This window comes from Gordonia marina (genome assembly GCF_052036135.1).
Classification (GTDB): domain Bacteria; phylum Actinomycetota; class Actinomycetes; order Mycobacteriales; family Mycobacteriaceae; genus Gordonia.
Genome location: NZ_JBPSDN010000012.1, coordinates 73,020 through 90,383 on the forward strand (window position 1 = coordinate 73,020; position 17,364 = coordinate 90,383).

General features: G+C 71.6%; 16 protein-coding genes. 7 read left to right on the plus strand and 9 right to left on the minus strand.

Annotated elements, in window-relative coordinates:
* Positions 1 to 204 precede the first annotated feature (204 nt).
* Positions 205 to 762, minus strand: a complete 558-nt coding sequence (locus ACSEEN_RS09850; protein ID WP_371307510.1) for a flavin reductase family protein — start codon at positions 760 to 762, stop codon at positions 205 to 207.
* Positions 759 to 968, minus strand: a complete 210-nt coding sequence (locus tag ACSEEN_RS09855) for a hypothetical protein (RefSeq protein ID WP_247866402.1) — start codon at positions 966 to 968, stop codon at positions 759 to 761. The genes ACSEEN_RS09850 and ACSEEN_RS09855 overlap by 4 nt, the downstream gene beginning before the upstream one ends.
* Before the next feature lie 126 nt (positions 969 to 1,094).
* On the opposite strand from ACSEEN_RS09855, the gene ACSEEN_RS09860 reads away from it, so the two are divergent.
* Both ACSEEN_RS09860 and ACSEEN_RS09865 read left to right on the plus strand, forming a co-directional pair.
* Entirely contained in the window at positions 1,095 to 1,508 is a 414-nt protein-coding gene (locus ACSEEN_RS09860) for a cold-shock protein (protein WP_283255299.1), read from the plus strand.
* Positions 1,509 to 1,900: 392 nt separating this feature from the next.
* A complete protein-coding gene (locus ACSEEN_RS09865) occupies positions 1,901 to 3,925 on the plus strand; it encodes a DUF222 domain-containing protein (RefSeq protein ID WP_440713073.1) in 2,025 nt (674 codons plus the stop codon).
* A 131-nt stretch (positions 3,926 to 4,056) separates the two neighbouring features.
* Here the strand turns inward: ACSEEN_RS09865 and ACSEEN_RS09870 are convergent, their stop codons facing one another.
* Complete coding sequence (locus tag ACSEEN_RS09870; protein WP_247866404.1) at positions 4,057 to 4,725, minus strand: DUF2771 family protein; 669 nt, start codon at positions 4,723 to 4,725, stop codon at positions 4,057 to 4,059.
* 9 nt (positions 4,726 to 4,734) lie between these two features.
* Entirely contained in the window at positions 4,735 to 6,591 is a 1,857-nt protein-coding gene (locus ACSEEN_RS09875) for an MFS transporter (RefSeq protein WP_298446292.1), read from the minus strand.
* Between the two features lie 99 nt (positions 6,592 to 6,690).
* Between ACSEEN_RS09875 and ACSEEN_RS09880 the strand changes: the two genes are divergently transcribed.
* Genes ACSEEN_RS09880 through ACSEEN_RS09890 form a run of 3 tightly spaced genes read left to right on the plus strand, consistent with a single transcriptional unit; the run spans position 6,691 to position 10,779 of the window.
* Positions 6,691 to 7,452 carry a DUF3027 domain-containing protein gene (locus ACSEEN_RS09880; protein ID WP_371307508.1) on the plus strand — a complete coding sequence of 254 codons (762 nt, stop codon included), beginning with the start codon at positions 6,691 to 6,693 and terminating at the stop codon, positions 7,450 to 7,452.
* A gap of 28 nt (positions 7,453 to 7,480) precedes the next feature.
* Positions 7,481 to 10,204 carry a sacsin N-terminal ATP-binding-like domain-containing protein gene (locus ACSEEN_RS09885; RefSeq protein WP_440713074.1) on the plus strand — a complete coding sequence of 908 codons (2,724 nt, stop codon included), beginning with the start codon at positions 7,481 to 7,483 and terminating at the stop codon, positions 10,202 to 10,204.
* The gene (locus ACSEEN_RS09890) at positions 10,201 to 10,779 is read left to right on the plus strand and encodes a phosphatase PAP2 family protein (protein ID WP_298446286.1); all 579 of its coding nucleotides are present in this window, start codon (positions 10,201 to 10,203) and stop codon (positions 10,777 to 10,779) included. The genes ACSEEN_RS09885 and ACSEEN_RS09890 overlap by 4 nt, the downstream gene beginning before the upstream one ends.
* On the opposite strand, the gene ACSEEN_RS09895 is transcribed toward ACSEEN_RS09890, so the two are convergent.
* Positions 10,776 to 11,024: a DUF2530 domain-containing protein gene (locus ACSEEN_RS09895; RefSeq protein ID WP_247866409.1), complete on the minus strand. Its 249-nt coding sequence runs from the start codon at positions 11,022 to 11,024 to the stop codon at positions 10,776 to 10,778. The genes ACSEEN_RS09890 and ACSEEN_RS09895 overlap by 4 nt on opposite strands.
* 24 nt (positions 11,025 to 11,048) lie before the next feature.
* Between ACSEEN_RS09895 and ACSEEN_RS09900 the strand changes: the two genes are divergently transcribed.
* Positions 11,049 to 12,542 carry an NCS2 family permease gene (locus ACSEEN_RS09900; protein WP_247866410.1) on the plus strand — a complete coding sequence of 498 codons (1,494 nt, stop codon included), beginning with the start codon at positions 11,049 to 11,051 and terminating at the stop codon, positions 12,540 to 12,542.
* Here the strand turns inward: ACSEEN_RS09900 and ACSEEN_RS09905 are convergent.
* Together ACSEEN_RS09905 and ACSEEN_RS09910 are read right to left on the minus strand one after the other, a co-directional pair.
* Positions 12,503 to 12,697, minus strand: coding sequence for a hypothetical protein (locus tag ACSEEN_RS09905; protein ID WP_371307504.1), 195 nt, complete (start codon positions 12,695 to 12,697; stop codon positions 12,503 to 12,505). The two genes, ACSEEN_RS09900 and ACSEEN_RS09905, sit on opposite strands and share 40 nt — an antisense overlap.
* Positions 12,698 to 12,906: 209 nt before the next feature.
* The gene (locus tag ACSEEN_RS09910) at positions 12,907 to 14,157 is read right to left on the minus strand and encodes a GNAT family N-acetyltransferase (RefSeq protein ID WP_440713075.1); all 1,251 of its coding nucleotides are present in this window, start codon (positions 14,155 to 14,157) and stop codon (positions 12,907 to 12,909) included.
* Positions 14,158 to 14,183: 26 nt separating this feature from the next.
* Here ACSEEN_RS09910 and ACSEEN_RS09915 point away from each other — a divergent pair, with 26 nt between their 5' ends.
* Positions 14,184 to 15,029: a TrmH family RNA methyltransferase gene (locus ACSEEN_RS09915; RefSeq protein ID WP_440713076.1), complete on the plus strand. Its 846-nt coding sequence runs from the start codon at positions 14,184 to 14,186 to the stop codon at positions 15,027 to 15,029.
* Between the two features lie 20 nt (positions 15,030 to 15,049).
* On the opposite strand, the gene sepH is transcribed toward ACSEEN_RS09915, so the two are convergent.
* On the minus strand, positions 15,050 to 16,090 hold the full coding sequence (gene sepH / locus ACSEEN_RS09920) for a septation protein SepH (protein ID WP_440713077.1): 1,041 nt from the start codon (positions 16,088 to 16,090) through the stop codon (positions 15,050 to 15,052).
* Positions 16,091 to 16,198: 108 nt separating this feature from the next.
* Positions 16,199 to 17,332 (minus strand): phosphoserine transaminase, encoded by a 1,134-nt coding sequence (gene serC, locus ACSEEN_RS09925; protein WP_440713078.1) that lies wholly within the window; start codon positions 17,330 to 17,332, stop codon positions 16,199 to 16,201.
* Positions 17,333 to 17,364: the final 32 nt, after the last annotated feature.

The window sequence follows — 17,364 nt, forward strand, 5'->3', positions numbered from 1 at the left end:
GGCGACCGGAATGAAGACTACGTAATCGGAATGGGGGAAGTCACCCCGTCCGGAAACCCCGGATTTCCGGGGTGTTCCCGGGTCTTTCGGCCCGTTCGGGCATCCGCGCAGGTAATCGCACTGACGGCCGTCCCGTGTCTCGTTCGTTATCGCCCCGTTATGTGACTAAGGTCACAGCCAGATTGAGACCTGGAACACGCGCGGCTATCCGCCGGACTCGCGGCGCGCCTCCAGCGCGCGGAAGGTGCTCGCGTGGAAGACGAGCGGCTCGGCTCCCGGGTCGCTGCACAGCGAGGTGATCCGGAGCAGCACGACGGTATGGTCGCCCGCCTCGTACTCGCCGGCGAGCGTGCACAGCAGGTGGGCGACGGCCCCGGGCAGGAACAGGGCGCCGCCGCCGGCGGTGAGCGGCTCGATGCCGTCGAACCGGTGCGCCGGCGGACCGGCGAGCTGACGGCAGAGGTCGCCCTGATCGGCGGCGAACACGCTCACTCCGAGTTCCGGTGCGGTGCGCAGCAACGGCCAGGTGGCCGATTCGCGGCGCACGCACACCGACACCAGCGGCGGATCGAGGGACACCGTGGTGAACGCGCTGGCCGCCATGCCGATCGGGCCGTCACCGGCCGGGGCGTCGGCGGGATCGACGTCGGCGGGGCCGCCCCGGCGGCAGACCGCGACCACGCCGGACGGGAAGCAGCTGTAGGCCCGTTTGAGGGCGCTCGAGTCGTCGGCGCTGTCCAGCACGATCGCGGTGTCGGTCATCGGCGGCGACGTCCCTGCAGCAGCGCGAAGACGACGGCCAGCAGCAATCCGAGTGGAGCGAGCAACGCGAGCAGGTAGGTGACCACCACGACCGCCTCGTTGGAGTCGCGGACGGCCGGCACCAGCAGCAGCAGGCTGGCGATCGCGCCGATCACCACCATGATCACGGCCGCCGGGAGCAGCGGGGACGACTTCTGGGTCTCCATGGCCCCCACCGTAGTCCTGGGCGTACGATCAGGCGAAGTGCGCCTCTTGCCCTTTCCGCGGATGTCCGACGGGCCGGGCAGGGCGCTTTCGTATGAGCAGTCACGAGCAGTTTGAGGGTGAGCGCAGTGCCGACCGGCCGGGTGAAGTGGTACGACTCCGAGAAGGGGTTCGGATTCCTGTCGCAGGAAGACGGGGAGGACGTCTACGTGCGTGCCTCCGCGCTGTCCGACGGGGCCGAGGGCCTGAAAGCCGGTCAGCGCGTCGAGTTCGACATGGCGGCCGGGCGACGGGGCCCGCAGGCGCTGCGCGTCACCGTGCTGGAGGCCGCGCCGAGTGTCGCCCGGAACGTGCGGGAGACCCAGCAGGCCGCGACCAAGCGGCACACCCCGGATGAGCTGCACGGCCTGATCGCCGATCTGATCACCCTGCTCGAGGGCAAGGTGCAGCCGGATCTGCGCAACGGCCGCTACCCGGACCGCAAGACGGCCCGGCGCATCTCGGAGGTCGTGCGCGCGGTGACCCGCGAACTCGACCGCTGAGTCCGAGTGTCGCAGGCTGATATCGGACTCGGCCTGTTGTGCCTACCGGAATTCTGAGGCGGAGGTTGCGTCTTGGCCCGGCGCTGTTCGCAGGACCGGAAGGATCGCGTGCGCTCCTACACGGGTCCGGTGTACACCGTGAACGTCGCCTCCGGCGGAGCACGTCTCTCGCCTCGATCCCATTCGAACATCCAGCCCCGACTGCGTGACGGCTACGGCTGGTTCGACGCCGGCCCATTGGATTTGGCGACCGTCGACCGCATCGTCATTTCTTGTCATACCCTGGTCTTATAGTCATTTTAACGGTACAGAATCAGGTGGCGCACACCGTGATGTGCCAGTACTGTTGACCATAGGTAGATCGAACACTCACTTCGGGGGAGGTGACCGCCATGGCCGACGCGATCGGCGACGCGTTGGCGGCCCGCTGGGCCGCGGTCGATTTCACTGCGGCCGGGATGGTGCCGGCCGACCGGGCCGATGACGACAAGACGCAGTGCCGGTCGTGGGCCGTCTATGCCGAGACGGCGTGGCGGGGGCAGACGTTCTTGTACTGGCAGCAGTTGTATGCGGTCGGTCAGTTCCTCGACATCGCGCTGGCGACCCTGGATGACCGGGTCTGTGCGGGTGAGGACCAGCACGACTTGTTCGATCCGTACACGGCGGCGGTGGAATTCTTCGGCTACTACTTCGCCGGGAATCGGCGGGCCACCCGCGCGCTGGTCGGGACGGCGATCGCGGCCGCCCAGCGGCTCCCGCAGACCGCGGACCTGTTGCGCCGGACCGTCATTTCGCCGGAGATGTTCGACAAGGTCGCCTGTCGCACGGACATCGTCGACGACAGCGCGATCATGGCGCAGGTCGACGCCGATCTGGCCGGTGCGCTCGCCGCGGCCGGGCACATCTCGGAGACGGCGGCCGAGCGGATCGCCGATCGGGTGGTGCACAAGCGCGACGCCGATGCGGAGCGGAAGCAGCGGGAGAAGGCGCGGCGGCGGAAGAATGTGACCAGTCGTGATTTCACTGATGGTTTGGGTGGGGTCACGATCACCGCGGACGCTGAGGAGGCGCGTCTGGCGTATGAGGCGGTGGAGGCGATGATCGCCGGGGTCTGCCCGAACGACCCCCGTACCAAGGGCATGCTCCGGTCGGCGGCCGCTATCGCACGCCTGCGCAGGCTGCCGTTCACCTGTGCGTGCACCGACAAAGAAGCGTGTACCGCGACGTTGGGTGAGGAGGAGATTTCGGAGCGGCAGGCCCGGATCACCGTGCACGCGATCTGTCAGAAGTCGACGCTGGCCGGCGAGGATGATGAGCCGGCGTTTCTTGATGGGCACGGTCCGATCAGTGCCGGGCATGTCCGCGACCTTGCCCAGCGCCCCGACGCGCTGGTGCGGGACCTCGACCTGGGTGCCCTGCTGCGTCCCCGATCCGCCACGGTGATCCCCGAGACTGACGACACGCCAGCCGGTGCTCCCGCGGAACCGGGCGAGGACGCCACCGACACCGATGCCACGGACGGCGGACATGGCGCCGGGCACCGGCCCGGTGCAGCCGCCGACCCCGCCCGGTCTGATGATCCGGATGTCGGGCGGCCGGCTGGGCTCCGGCCCGCCGACGACCGCGGACAGGTCGAGAGAAACGACCCCGCAACTGAGGCGCCTAACCCCGGCGGCACCGGCCGCGGCGCCGAGGTGCACGAGCATGACACCGGCATCGGAATTGGTCCCGGACCACGCGCGAGCGAACACACCGAGCCCGACCATCGCGAGCCCGGACAGCCCGAGCAGCACCGGACCGGACAGGCCGAATCCCGTGGTGAGGTTCCGGCGGCGTTTCTGGCCGGGCAGGCTCTGCCGAGTGACCCGTATCGGCCCTCCGAAGCTCTCGGCGTCCTGGTGCGGGCCCTGTTCGGGACCTGTACCGTCCCGGGTTGCGAGCAGCCGGCGTGGAACTGCGAACTCGATCACTGTGAGGAGTTCGACCAGTTCTGTCCCGCTTCCGGCGGCCCGACCTGCTTGTGCAATGTCGGACCCAAATGTAAGCGTCATCACCTGCTGAAGACGTTCCTGGGTGCCGCGAATCCCGAGGATGGGTGGGTCGATGAGCAGTGGATCGACGATCGCGGTGTGGTGTGGACGGCGATCACCGCGTACGGCACCACCGTCGAGACCCGGGCGGAGAATCAGTGGCTGTTCCCCCAACTGGCTGGGGTGAGTTGTGTCCACCAGGCCCACCCGCCTCCCGAATCACCACCAACCGGTCCAACACCGTCCGACGGCGCGGGCGGGAGCGCGGCAGGGGGCGGTTTGCGGGCCGCGACCGCTTACAAGCACGCCTGGCGACGATCTGAACGCGCGCGCCTGCGTCGCGCCCGGGAGCGTGCCGAAGCCGCCGACGGCCCACCACCGTTCTAAGAACCAGGCGGAGTCCAGACACCACGCGGAGGACGCGGGATCTGCGCCACGGCGCAGCCTTGCTGGCAAAACACAGCTGTCACCACAAGGTCAGAGCGAAGTGATTTCGGTTCCGATGTAAGGCTGGAATACTACGCGACCGGCGCGGTCTCCGCGGGCGGGGCCTGCGGCGTCTCGCTCGTCGGCGGCGTGGCAGGTGCCGGTGCCGGCGTCTCGTCTGACGCCGGAACCGTGAAGCCATCCGGCACGGTCGAGACGGCGAAGTGGCCGCGCGCCGCGATGTCGCCGCGCCCGGCGTTGATCGCCGCCTCGATGTCGTCGTTCCCGGTGCCGGTGACCCGCGCCGACAGCGGCTGGATCTCGATGCCCAGGAGGACGCGGTCGCGGGTGGACGGCAGCGTCTGCGTGTAGGTGGTGTCCGGCAGGTGGAGCCAGTCCTGCTGGGTCACGCCGCGCGGTGTCGCGTAGCTCGCGATCAGGATCCAGGGGCCGTCGGACACCTCCGACGGCACCGACACGGTCAGCGCGTCACCGATGGCCACCGGTAAACGGTCGACCGGGAGGGCGGCGATCTCCTCGTCGCTCATCAGCCGCGGCGTGCACTCGGTGAGCTTCACATCGCACCAGAACGTCGGCGCGAGCCGCGTGTACGACTTGCCCGCCGCCAGCGAGACCTTCGGCTCGGGCTCGGCGGTGTTCACGACCAGCAGCGTGGTCGCCACCGCGATCACGACGACGGCGGCGGCGACGGCCGCGGCCAGAATCGTCAGTGCCTTCTTGTCACTCGGCTGCAGGGACACGGACTGACCTCACTCGGATGCTCGGGGGGAACGCGGCCGGGGCTGCGGACGCGTCGGCGGAACGGAGCGCTGGGCCGCGGTCGGCCGCTGCGACGGGCTGTCGTGCGTGCGGCGCTCGGGCGTGCGCAGGGGTGCGGTGGGGGCGGGCTCGTCCGGGCGACGGCCGCCGAAACCGGGGATCAGGGTGCCGCCGCGGCTGGTCACGACGGTCTGCACCAGGCCGGCGCCCATCAGCACCGACACCACGGTGAAGCCGATCCAGAGCGTCGTCGGCAGCACGACGCCCAGGGCGGCACCGATCACCCAGCAGAGCTGAAGAACCGTCTCGGAGCGGCCGAAGGCGGATGCGCGGGAGGCCTCGGGCAGGTCGTCCTGGATGGTGGAGTCCAGACAGACCTTGGCGATCGCGCTGACCGCGGAACCGACGAAGCCGGCGACGATGACCATCGCCAGGGTGCCGAAGACCGCGGCCAGCACGGTGGCGACGGTGGCGGCCGCGGTGGACAGCACGATGATCCGCGGCGGATTGGACAGCTTGAGCCGGGTGCCGAGCCCGTTGCCGAGCCCGTTGCCGACGCCGGCGGCGGCGCCGACCGCGCCGAGCATCGCCAGCTGAGCCCAGCCGCCGCCACTGTGATTCTGGGCCTTGGCGTAGAAGGCCACGTACAGGGTGAGGAAGCCGGTCAGGATGCGGATGGTGCCGTTGCCCCAGAGGCCGGTCACCACGGTCCGGCCGAGCGGCTGGCGCATGCTCGCGGCCAGGCGCGACGGCAGGCCGCGGGCACCGGTCGCCCGCGCGGCGGGGTCGGCCTGCGGTTCGCCGTGATAGGTGAGGGTGGTCGGCACCTCGCCCTCGGTCACCTCCACCCACGACGGGATCTTCATGCAGAAGTACGCGCCGGCGACGCCGAGCACCGCCAGGAACACCATCGCGCCCGGGATGTGGAACGGCATCAGCTTGCCCAGCAGGAATTCCAGCGCCGCGGCGATACCGCCGGCCACGATGGTCCCGAAGACCAGGCCGAACATGGTGAGGCGGGAGTTGACCCGCACCAGGTCGATCGACGGTGGAAGCACGCGCGGCGCCACCGCGGACTTGAGGACGCCGAACGATTTCGACAGCACCATCAGCCCGAGGGCGCACGGATACAGGATCCACGGCTTGTATTGCAGCTGGCCGGAGACCGGATCCCACGACGAGTTCACGATGATCAGCAGCGCCAGCACGGTGCGCAGCGCGAACGTCGTGGCCATCGCGATCCGGCGGCCGTGCTGGAGCTTGTCCAGGATCGGCCCGATCAGCGGGGCGATCACCGCGAACGGTGCGATGGTCAGCGCCAGGTAGAGCCCGACGTTCACTTTGGACTCACCGGTCGCGGCGGCGAAGAAGAGGGTGTTGGCCAGCGCGACGGCCATCGCCGCGTCGACCGCGTAGTTGACGATCACCGGCATGGTCAGCGCGGTGAGTCCGGACCGGTCGGCGCCGTCGGCGGTGGCGGCGCGGTACACCATGTCGACGCCGCGGGCGCCGAAATACCGGGTCCGGCGTGCCATGACGCGCAGCACGGTCACCTTCTCCGGCGGGACGTACGCGGCTCCGGCACGTCCGGACGGGGCGGCCCGGGTGTGCGAGGCGGTGGCCGCGTCGTCACCGAACTCATGCGTCGGCGCGTCGCCGAGCGGCGGGAGATGCGGATTGTGCGTGCGCGGCGGAAGGTACGCGCCGCTGGCCGCGTCGTACCGGCGGCCCCGGCCGCCCGGCGGGTCCGCCGGGTAGTTCCCGTGCCCCGGATGCGGCGCGCGGCGGCGCGGCGGCGGTGCACCGGGGGACCGGTGACCGTCGTCGCGGGGGGATCGGGATGCCACGACGTCGATTGTTCCCTATCCGGTGGGCGCCGCGGCGGACGGGCGGGCGGCGCGGCGGCGAAGGTGCATTCGGGCGACGCGCTGTTGCACACTAGAGGGGTGAGTGTCGTAGCACAGACGGACCTGCTGGAGCAGGCGGAGCAGTTCGCGCGGAGCGTGCTGGTCAGCGAGGGCGAGATCCCCGGTGAGCACCTCGGCGCGCGGGCCGAGAGCGACTCGGCGGTGGCCCACTACTTCACCGCGCAGGTGCCGGGGTACCGGGGCTGGCAGTGGTGCGTCGTGCTGGCCGGGGCGCCGGGGTCGTCGGAGATCACCGTCTCCGAGGTGGTCCTGCTGCCCGGTGACGGTGCGCTGCTCGCGCCCGAGTGGGTGCCGTGGTCCGACCGTATCGCGAGCGGTGACCTCGGTCCGGGCGATCTCCTCGCCTCGCCGCCCGACGATCCTCGGCTCGTTCCCGGCTACATCGACACCCTCGACGTCGATCCGATCGACCGCGACCAGGTCGGCCAGGTGGCCGGCGAGATCGGTCTCGGACGCGACCGCCTGCTCTCCTACGAGGGCCGCGCCGAGGCCGCCCAGCGCTGGCACGACGGCGAATACGGCCCCGATTCGGCGATGGCCCGCGCCGCCCGGTTCAACTGCGCGGCCTGCGGCTACTACCTGCCGCTCGCCGGGGCGCTGCACGGCGCATTCGGCGTCTGCGCCAATGAATACGCGGCCGACGGGCACGTCGTCGCCGCCGACTACGGCTGCGGCGCCCACGCGGACACCCCGATGCCGCCCGGCGGTCAGGGCAGCCCGGCGTACGACGCCTACGACGACGGCGCGGTCGAGGTCGTGACCGTGGTCCGCGACGCCTAGCGGCTTGCCGGCGGGGCGTGAGCCCGGCGTGGACCCGTTCGGCACGGCCGCGTTGCGGGCCGCGACGCTGGCGGCCTGGCGGGACTCGCCGACCCGGCTCGCCGAGGACGCCGCCGCCGAGGACGACCTCCGGCAGATCGGCTATCGCGACCGGTGGTTCACCGAACTCGCCGCGAACGCGGCGGATGCGGCGCTGGCCGCCGGGGTTCCGGGGCGGCTGGTCGTGCGCGCCGACGCCGCGGCGGGCCTGGTGCGGGTCGGGAACACGGGTGCACCGCTCACCGTCGACGGCGTGCGCGCGCTGACCGCGCTGCGTGTCTCGCCCAAGGGCGGGCACCGCGAGGTCGGGCGGTTCGGCGTCGGCTTCCGGGCCACCTCGTTCGCGGACCGGGTGGATCTGCTGTCGTCGTCCGGCTCCATCACCTTCGATCGCGCGCGCACCGCCGACGCACTCGATCCGGCGCTGCGCGGCCATCGCGTCCCCGGTCAGCGCCTGGCCTGGCCGCTCGACGAGGCGCCGTCGACCGGCCTCGATTCGGAGGTGGTGCTGCACGTCCGCGATGCCGCCCGGGTGACCGAACTGCTCGACCAGGCTCGTGCCGAGGCCCCCGACCTGCTGCTCGAACTGACCGCGCTGGGCGAGATCGACGTGGCCGGGCGGGTGCTGACCCGCCGCGAGCGGGCCGGCCGGGTCGAGATCATCGACGACGGCCGGGTGGTGGCGACCTGGCTGGAGAGCACCGCGGGCGGCCATCGCTGGCTGGTGCCGGTCGACGACGCCGGTATCCACCCGCTGACCGGTGACGTCCTCCGCGCCCCGACGCCCACGCAGATCCCGCTCTCGCTGCCCGCGCGGCTGATCACCGACCTGCCGCTCACCCCCGACCGGCGCGGGCTGCACCCCGATGCCGATGCCGCGGCGGCCGCCGCCGGATACACCGGTCTCCTGCTTCTGGTCGCCGCCGAGCAGCGGCACCTGCTGGTGCCGGCGCCCGCGTTCGCGGCGTCGGGGCCCGACGGGGTGCTGCGTGAGGCGGTGCTCGCCGAACTCGCGGCGACCCGCTGGGTGCCGTCGTCGTCCGGCGACGAACCGCTGGCGCCGGAACGCACCTGGGTGCTGCGCGGCCTCACCGCCGATCTCGCGGAGCTGCTGGGCGAGGTGATCGCACCGCTCGCCGCTCCGGAGTCGAGCGACGGTGCTGCCGCCCGCACCCTGCTGCGCCTCGGCGCCCGGGAGACGAGCCTGGCCGAGGTCGCCGACCTGCTCGCCGGTGTGGTGCGGCCGGCGCGGTGGTGGGCACGCCTCTACGCGGCGCTCGACCCGCTGACCTCGACCCGGGAAGCCGCCGAGGAACTGGGCGCGCTCCCGGTGCCGCGCGCCGATGGACGAACCCGCCGCGGGGTGCGCGGGCTGGCCGTCGTCGACCTGCCCCGCGGCGCCGACATTCCGGTGGACTGGATCCCGGTGATCGATCCCGCGGCGTACCACCCGCTGCTGGACCGGCTCGGCCTGGAACGACTCTCGATCGGCGACGTGCTCGCGCACCCGGCGTTGCAGCAGCGGATGGACGCCGCCGACGACGACGAACTCGAGGAACTGGCCGATACGGTGCTGCGGCTGGTCGCCGCGGACGAATCGGCCGGCTCGGCGCTTCCGGGGTGGCTCGGTGCGCTGCCGGTGCGGGCCGCCGACGGCAGCGACCGGCCGGTGGACGAGCTGCTGCTGCCCGGGAGCCCGCTGCACGACGTGCTGTACGACGACGCCGGGCTCGGCCTCGTCGACCCGGCCGTCGTCGAGGCGTACGGCGCCGGCCCGCTGCGGCGGCTGGGCGCGGGCTGGGGCTTCGCGCCGGTCTACGACGACCTGCCGACCGCGCCCGACCACGACCTCGACGGCGAGGAGGACTGGTGGGACTTCGTGGGCGTGCCGCCCGAGCGGCTGATCGCCGTGCGGGACCTCGACCTGGTGGACCCCGACCGGTGGCGCCCGGCCTTGGCGCTCCTCGCGGCCGATCCGGAGATCGCCGCGCAGTTCGCCGACCGCGACGGCTACCTCGTGTGGTGGCTGCGGCGCCATGCCGAGATCGACGGTCGCCCGCTGCGGGAGTTCCGCGCTCCCGGCGACCCGCGCTGGGCGGGCCTGTTCGACCCGCTCGACCATCCCGCCGCGGACGTTCTCGCGCCCCTGACGGCCGGTGCCGGACCGGACGACGCCGACGACGCGGCCGCCTGGCTGGCGGCGCTCGCCGATCCCGGCCGGGCCGTCGCGCCGGGGGTCGCGGCGCGCGCCCATGCCGCCCTGGTCGCGGCGCGGGCCGCCGGACGGATCCGGCTCGACGACATCGAGCCGCCGGAGGCGCTGCGCACGATGACCGGGACGGTCACCCGCGAGCCCGTCGTCGTCGACCAGCCGTGGCTGCTGCCGGTGGTACCGCGCCAGATCGCGGTCCTGGCCGGGCCGCACCCGGAGCCGTCGTCGGCGGCCGCGTTCGCGGAACTGGCCGACGCGCCGCTCGCCTCGGAGACGGTGGTGGCACAGGTGGTGTCGCCGGGCCGGCCGCTCGACGCCGACGCGCCCGAGGCCGTCGAGATCGCCGCGGCGACCGGCTGGGACCTGAGCGGTCTGCTGCTGCTGCACGACCGCCTCGACGTGGCCGTGCTGGCCGACGGCGAGGAGCGCCGGGTGACCGTTCCACGCTGGCGCGATGCCGCGGACACCCTGCACCTGGGGTCTGTACGGTGGACTCGATGAGTCTCTCGCCGTTCGCCTTCGACCAGAGCGTGACCCACTGGGTGCTCGGTATCCGCGGCGAGCCGTGGAACTCGCTCTGGCAGATGGTGACCGTGCTGGGCGACACACTCACTCTCACGCTCGTGGTGATCGCGGTGTTCGTGCTCGCGTGGATGGGCAACCGGATCGATCTCGCGGCCCTGATCGCGGCCGGCACGCTGTCCGGCTACGCGCTGATGTCGATACTCAAACACACCTTCGGCCGCCAGCGCCCGCCGATCGCCGACCGGCTGATCGACGTCGGCGGCCTGTCGTTCCCGTCCGGGCACGCGATGATGTCGACGGTGGTCTACGGCCTGGCCGCGGTGATCTGCTATCGGCTGTACGCGTGGGTCCGCGAGCATCCGCTGGTGCTGGCGGTCGCGCCGCTGCTGGCCGTGGTGGTCGGGCTGTCCCGCGTCTACCTGGGGGCGCACTGGCTGTCGGACGTCCTGGTCGGCTGGACGCTCGGCGCGGTGTGGATCGCGGTCTGTTTGATCGCGCACGCCCAGATCTCCCCCTGGGTCCGGGCCCGGACCGAGCCGTCCGCGGCCTAGTCGAGGCCCTGCTGGGCGCCCTTGCTGCCGCGGCGCACCGCCGCCTGCTGAACCAGGACGATGGTGGTGCCGAGCAGACCCACCGCCAGACCGACCAGGCACACCAGGAGCGTCCGGTCGCCGCCGATTCCGGTGGCGGCGACGACGATGGTGGCGACTAGCCAGGCGAGCATGCCGACGACGATCACCGGACCCGGTGCGCGCAGTCGTGCGGGCAGGTCGGGGACAGGGGTCGGCGCGGTCATGCTACCTACGGTAGCTTTTCTCGAATGAGCGATACCAACGAGCCGGCCGGCACCCCGGTGGTGACGCCCCCGGGCGGCGGCCGGGCCGGCGCCGTCGACCGCTTCTTCAAGATCGGTGAGCGCGGGTCGTCGTACGGGCGGGAGATCCGCGGCGGCCTGGTCACCTTCTTCACCATGGCCTACATCGTGGTGTTGAACCCGATCATCATCGGCGGTGTGGACGGCGTCGACCACAACCTCGACGTCAACGGCCACGTGCTGCCGATGCCGCAGGTCGCCGCGGTCACGGCGCTGGTCGCCGGCGTGATGACGCTGCTGATGGGCCTGGTCGCCAACTTCCCGTTCGCGATCGCGGCCGGTCTGGGCATCAACAGTCTGCTGGCGGTCACCATCGCGCCGACCATGAGCTGGCCCGCGGCCATGGGCCTGGTGGTGATCGACGGCATCATCATCGTGATTCTCGGTGTCACCGGCTTCCGGACGGCCGTCTTCAACGCGGTGCCCGCCGAACTCAAGTCGGCGATCGCCGCCGGTATCGGCGCGTTCATCGCGTTCATCGGTCTCGTCGACTCGGGCTTCGTCAGCCGCACGCCCGGCGGACCGCCGGTGCAGCTGGGTGTCGACGGCTCGGTGGCGACCGTGCCGGTGCTCCTGTTCGCGATCGGCGTCCTGCTGATGGGCGTGCTGACCGTCCGCAAGGTGCCGGGTGCGCTGCTGATCGGCATCGTCGTGATGACGATCGTCGCGCTGATCGTCGAAAGCATCCTGCACCTGGGGAGCGCTCAGACCCACGCCGGCGGCTGGGCGATGAACGTCCCGGGCACCCCGCACAGCTTCGGCAGCCTGCCCGACCTGAGCCTCCTCGGCAAAGTCGACCTGTTCGGCGCGTTCAACGGCTCGTTCGCCGACGTCGGCGTGCTGATGGCCTGCGTCTTCGTGTTCACCCTGGTGCTCTCGAACTTCTTCGACGCCATGGGCACGATGACCGGCGTCGGCAAGGAGGGCGGCCTCACCGACGCCGACGGCAACCTGCCCGGCATCGGGCGCGGCCTGGTGGTCGAGGGTGCCGGCGCGATCGTCGGCGGCGCCGCCTCGGCGTCGTCGAACACCGTCTTCGTCGAATCCGCGGCCGGTGTGGCCGAGGGCGCGCGGACCGGCTTCGCGAACGTGGTGACCGGCGGGCTGTTCGTGATCGCGATGTTCTTCACGCCGCTCTACGAGATCGTGCCGATGGAGGCGGTGACCCCGGCCCTGGTGGTCGTCGGTGCGCTGATGATGGCGCAGGTCCGCGACATCGACTTCAGCCGCTTCGAATACGCGCTGCCGGCCTTCCTGACCATCGTGATCATGCCGTTCACCTACTCGATCGCCAACGGCATCGGCGTCGGCTTCATCACCTGGGTGGTGATGGCGTCCGCCCGCGGCAAGTGGCGCACGGTCCACCCGCTGCTGTGGGTGGTCGCCGCGCTGTTCCTGCTCTACTTCGCCCGCGGTCCCATCTCCCACCTGATCGGCTGAGTCCGGGCCCAGTCGAGGAGCCACCGCGTGAAGTCCGGGCCACGCCGTAAAGCGGAGAACGTGAGTTTGACCGTGGTCGTCAGGTCCCGGGCCCGCAACCCGGCCGCGTCGGCGGTGGTCAGGTCGTCGAGGAAGTACCGCAGTCGCGGCAGCATGTCACCGAACGCCGCTTCGAATAGCTCGTTGAGCCGGTCGGGCCCCCGGGGCCCGGCCGTGTCGAAACGACTTTCTGCGGTCGGGGGTGCGTTTCGACTCGATCTCGCCTGGCGGCTCGATCGGCTCAACGGGCGGTTGGGGGGTCCCGCGGCGTCGGCGGCGGTCAGGTCGTCGAGGAAGTACCGCAACCGCGGCAGCGGCGAAATCCCTAGAAGTAGGTTCCGGCGAAGGGCGCCCGGCGGCTGGAGAACAGAGCGTCGAGCAGGGCGACGGTGGCCTCCGAATAGGTGGACAGGCGGCCCGCGGCGGCGAACTCGCGCGCGGACATCCCGCCGCAGTACAGCGACGACAGCACCGAGATGTCGAGCTTCACCTGGGGCACGGTGGCCATCTCGGACGACGACGGCTCCCGCCGCACCTCGGCGCGCCCGTCGGCGACCCGCAGGAGGTACCGGCCGCCGCGCTTCCCCCAGCCGTCGGCGACGTCGAGCACGACGGCCCCGTTCACGTCGTACGAGCGCAGTTCGAGGGCGTCGGCCACGTCGAGGATCGACACCCACAGTTCGTCGGTGCGGCCCGTCGAGCGGACGGCGCGGTGGTTGCGGAGCTTCCACGGCAGCGGGTCGTCGACGGGGATCTTCGCGACGACGGAGCCGACCAGGTCGAGCCCGGTGAGCACCCGCCAGAGATCGGTGTGCGCCTGCTCGGTCACCGCGCAGAAGTCCTCGACGGTGGCGGTGTTGGTGCGGGCGTCGAGCCGGTAGGCGGCGTAGCCGTCCTCGTGCAGCAGATAGTGCAGCCCGGTGGTCTGGGAGTTCCGGCGGAAGCCGCGGTCGGCCAGGATCGACGGCCACCAGGTCTTCGGGCGGCCGACGGCGCCGGGCCGGGTGAGGGCCCACCGGTCGTGCAGCTTGGGGATGCGCGCCGCGATCTGCTCGGGCGTGCCGTAGCGGACATGGGAGTCGCTCTCCGGCGGAGTCCGCCACGAGACCGCGGCCGGGTCGACGGTGACCGACTCGGCGAAGCACGCCGGGCCGAAGCCGAAGCGCTCGTAGATACCGCCCTCCGACGCGGTCAGGATCGCGAGCGGGACCTTGGCCCGCCGCCAGGAGGCGAACTGCTCGGTCATCATCGCGCGCAGCAGCCCGCGGCGACGGTGCGTGGCCGCCACCGACACCCACGACAGCCCGGCCGTCCGCACCGCCGTCCCGCCCGGGACGGTCAGCGGCAGCAGATGCCACAGCGAGACGGCGACCAGCGGAGCACCCTCGGAGCCCTCATCGCGCACCACGATCGTTTCCCGCACCTTGCCGCGGAACTCCTCGATCTCCGCGTCCGGCAGCGGCGCGGGCAGGGCGAAGCTGCGGGCGTCGAGCGCCATGATCTCGGGCCAGTCGTCGTCGACGGCGCGGCGCAGGGACAGCGGGGCGGCGAGGGGGCGGGGCACGTTGCTGGTCACCGTGATGAGTCTGCCAGGGTGGACCCATGCCGCATCCCCTGACCGTCGACGTCGTGGACATCACCGATCCCGGTGACCCCCGCGTCGACGACTTCCGCGATCTCAACTCGGTGGACCGCCGTCCCGACCTGCCCGCGCTCCCGGGTGGCCGCAAGGGCAAGGGCCTGGTGATCGCCGAGGGCGTGACCGTCGCGCAGCGGATGATCGCCTCCCGGTTCGCCCCGCACGCCTTCCTCGGCGTGGACAAGCGGCTCGGCGAGCTGGCCGCCGCCGGCTCGGTGACACCGGGCGCCGACGGCGTGCCGTTCTACCGCGCCGCCGCCGACGTGATGGCCGCGATCGTCGGATTCCATCTCAACCGCGGCGTGCTCGGCGCGGCACGACGACCCGAACCGCTGTCGATCCCCGAGGTGATCGCCGGCGCGCGAACGGTCGCGGTACTGGAGGGCGTGAACGACCACGAGAACATCGGCAGCATCTTCCGCAACGCCGCCGGTCTGGGCGTGGACGCGGTGATCTTCGGCGCCGGGTGCGCGGATCCGCTGTACCGCCGGAGCATCCGCGTCTCGATGGGGCACGTGCTGCTGGTGCCGTTCGCCACCTACGACGGCCGGTGGCCCGACCAGCTCGGTCTGCTCTCCGGGGCCGGATTCACGCTGGTGGCGCTCACCCCGGGAGAGGGGTCGGTGCCGCTGGCCGAGGCGGTGACCGGGGACAAGGTGGCCTTCCTGGTCGGCGCGGAGGGGCCGGGGCTCGTCGAGCACACCATGCGGCAGTGCGATGTCCGTGCCCGCATTCCGATGAGCCGCGGCACCGACTCGCTCAACGTGGCCACGGCCGCGGCGGTCGCCTTCTACGAACGGGCCCGCTGACGCGGAACGTCGGACGCGCCCTAGTCCTCGGGGTGGGCGCGGACGCCGAGCAGCACGTCCTCCCACGCGGGTACCGCGGGCTTGCCACGCTTGGCGCGGTGCCGATTCTGGGCGGGCCGATCGTCGTCGGACGACGTCGAAGGCCGCTTGCGCTCGGCGAGTTCCCGCGGCGTCGGGATCGACGGCGGCGCGGTCTCCGCCGAGGCCGTCTCCGTCGCGGGCTCCGGCTCCGCATCGGCCGACGCGGGCTCCTCGTCGGGCCGTGCCGGGGGTGTCGAGTACTGCAGGTCCAGGACGTCGGCCAGCGGCACGTGGGTCGGTGCCTTCCGGCGGATCGGTGCCGCCTGCTGCGTCTCGATCAGCGTGTTCGCGTCGACGGTCACCTCTTCGTGTCCGTCGGGCAGCACCTCGCGGTGGGGCTCGGGGCGAGGTGCGGGCCGCGAGGGCACCGCGGCCAGCCGGGTCCGACGTGCCGCGCGCGCGATCTCCGGGTCGGTCAGTTCGACCGCCAGCTCGTCGATCGCGTCGGTGGTGCCGCCGTGCGTGCCCGGGTAGAAGCGCCAGTGCGCGAAGTTCTCGGTGGAGCCCTCGTAGAACGACACCTGGACCACCCACTGGCCGTCGTCGGCCTTCCACGAATCCCAGCGGGCGTCGGCGGGCACCGCGCTGCGCAGCACCAGGCATTCGGTGACGAGCTCGCCGAGCGTCGCCAGGCGCGGGCCGTCAATGCTCATCGGATGCGAGGCGCGCGCGAGTTCTGCGGCGCGGGCCCGTTCGAGCAGCACCGGATGCGCGTAGCGCTCGATCTTCGACACGGAGACGCCGGCGATCTCGGCCAGTTCCTCGACGGAGGCGCCGGCCCGGATCCGGGACTGGATCTCGCGGGGCCGCAGCGCGGCGTCGCCGGCCACCGGGATCTGACCGAGTTCGGTGGTGTCGGCGCGGGCGGCGGCGCGCAGATCGTCGTCGGCCCGGATCCGGAAGTGCTCGTCGGTCTCGCGATCGATGCAGACCACGTACTGCCCGTCGGACTCGACGCGCAGCACTTCGAGCTCACGCATACGGTCCTCCCTCGACTCGCCGGTTGCGCCCAGCCTAGCCGAATGCCGCGTGTCCGTCGGTCGGACACGCGGCAAACGTGCTGTTCACAGGTGTTGTGCGGAGAGCGATCAGAGCCGCTCGACGATGTAGTCGATGGCCTGGGTCAGCGTGGTGACGTCGGCCGGCTCGATCGCCGGGAACATGCCGATGCGCAGCTGGTTGCGGCCCAGCTTGCGGTACGGCTCGGTGTCGACGATCCCGTTGGCGCGCAGCGTCTTCGCCACGGCCGCGGCGTCGACGTCGTCGGTGAAGTCGATGGTGCCGACCACCTGGCTGCGATGCGCATCGTCGGCGAACGGGGTGGCGAACGACGACTTCTCGGCCCAGTCGTACAGGCGCGAGCTGGAATCCTTGGTGCGTGCGACGCACCAGTCGAGTCCACCGTTCGCGTTCATCCAGTCGATCTGGTTCTTGAAGAGCAGCAGCGAGCCGACGGCCGGGGTGTTGTAGGTCTGGTCCTTCGGGCTGTTCTCCACCGCGGTCTGCAGTGACAGGAACTCCGGGATGTACCGGTCGGTCGCGGCGATCTCGGCGACGCGCTCCAGCGCGGCCGGGCTCATGATCGCGACCCAGAGGCCGCCGTCGGAGGCGAAGCACTTCTGCGGTGCGAAGTAGTAGACGTCGGTGGCGCTGATGTCGACGGGCAGGCCGCCCGCGCCCGAGGTGGCGTCGATCGCGACGAGCGCGTCACCGGCGGCGGCCGGGCGCAGCACCGGCACGGCGACACCGGTCGAGGTCTCGTTGTGCGCCCAGCCGATCAGGTCCACGCCGGCCGTGTCGTCGGCGGTGATCGCGGCGGGATCGGGGGCGGTGCCCGGGTCGGTGGAGATCACCTTCGGGTCGTTGAGCCACGGCGCCTTCTTGGTGACGGTGGCGAACTTCGAAGAGAACTCGCCGTAGGTCAGGTTCAGTGCCTGCTTGCGGACCAGGCCGAACGCGGCCGCATCCCAGAACGCGGTGGTGCCGCCGTTGGAGAGGACCACCTGGTAGCCGTCCGGCAGCGAGAAGAGCTCGGTCAGTCCGGCGCGGATGTCGCCGACCACGTTTTTCACCGGGGCCTGGCGATGGCTGGTGCCGAAGACCGACGCGCCGGTGTCCACCAGGAATTGCAGCTGTTCGGGACGGACCTTCGACGGTCCGCAGCCGAAGCGGCCGTCGGTGGGCAGGAGTTCGGCGGGCAGCGTGATCTGCGAATCGGTCATGGAGACAGTTTAGGGTGTGACACGCGTCGCAC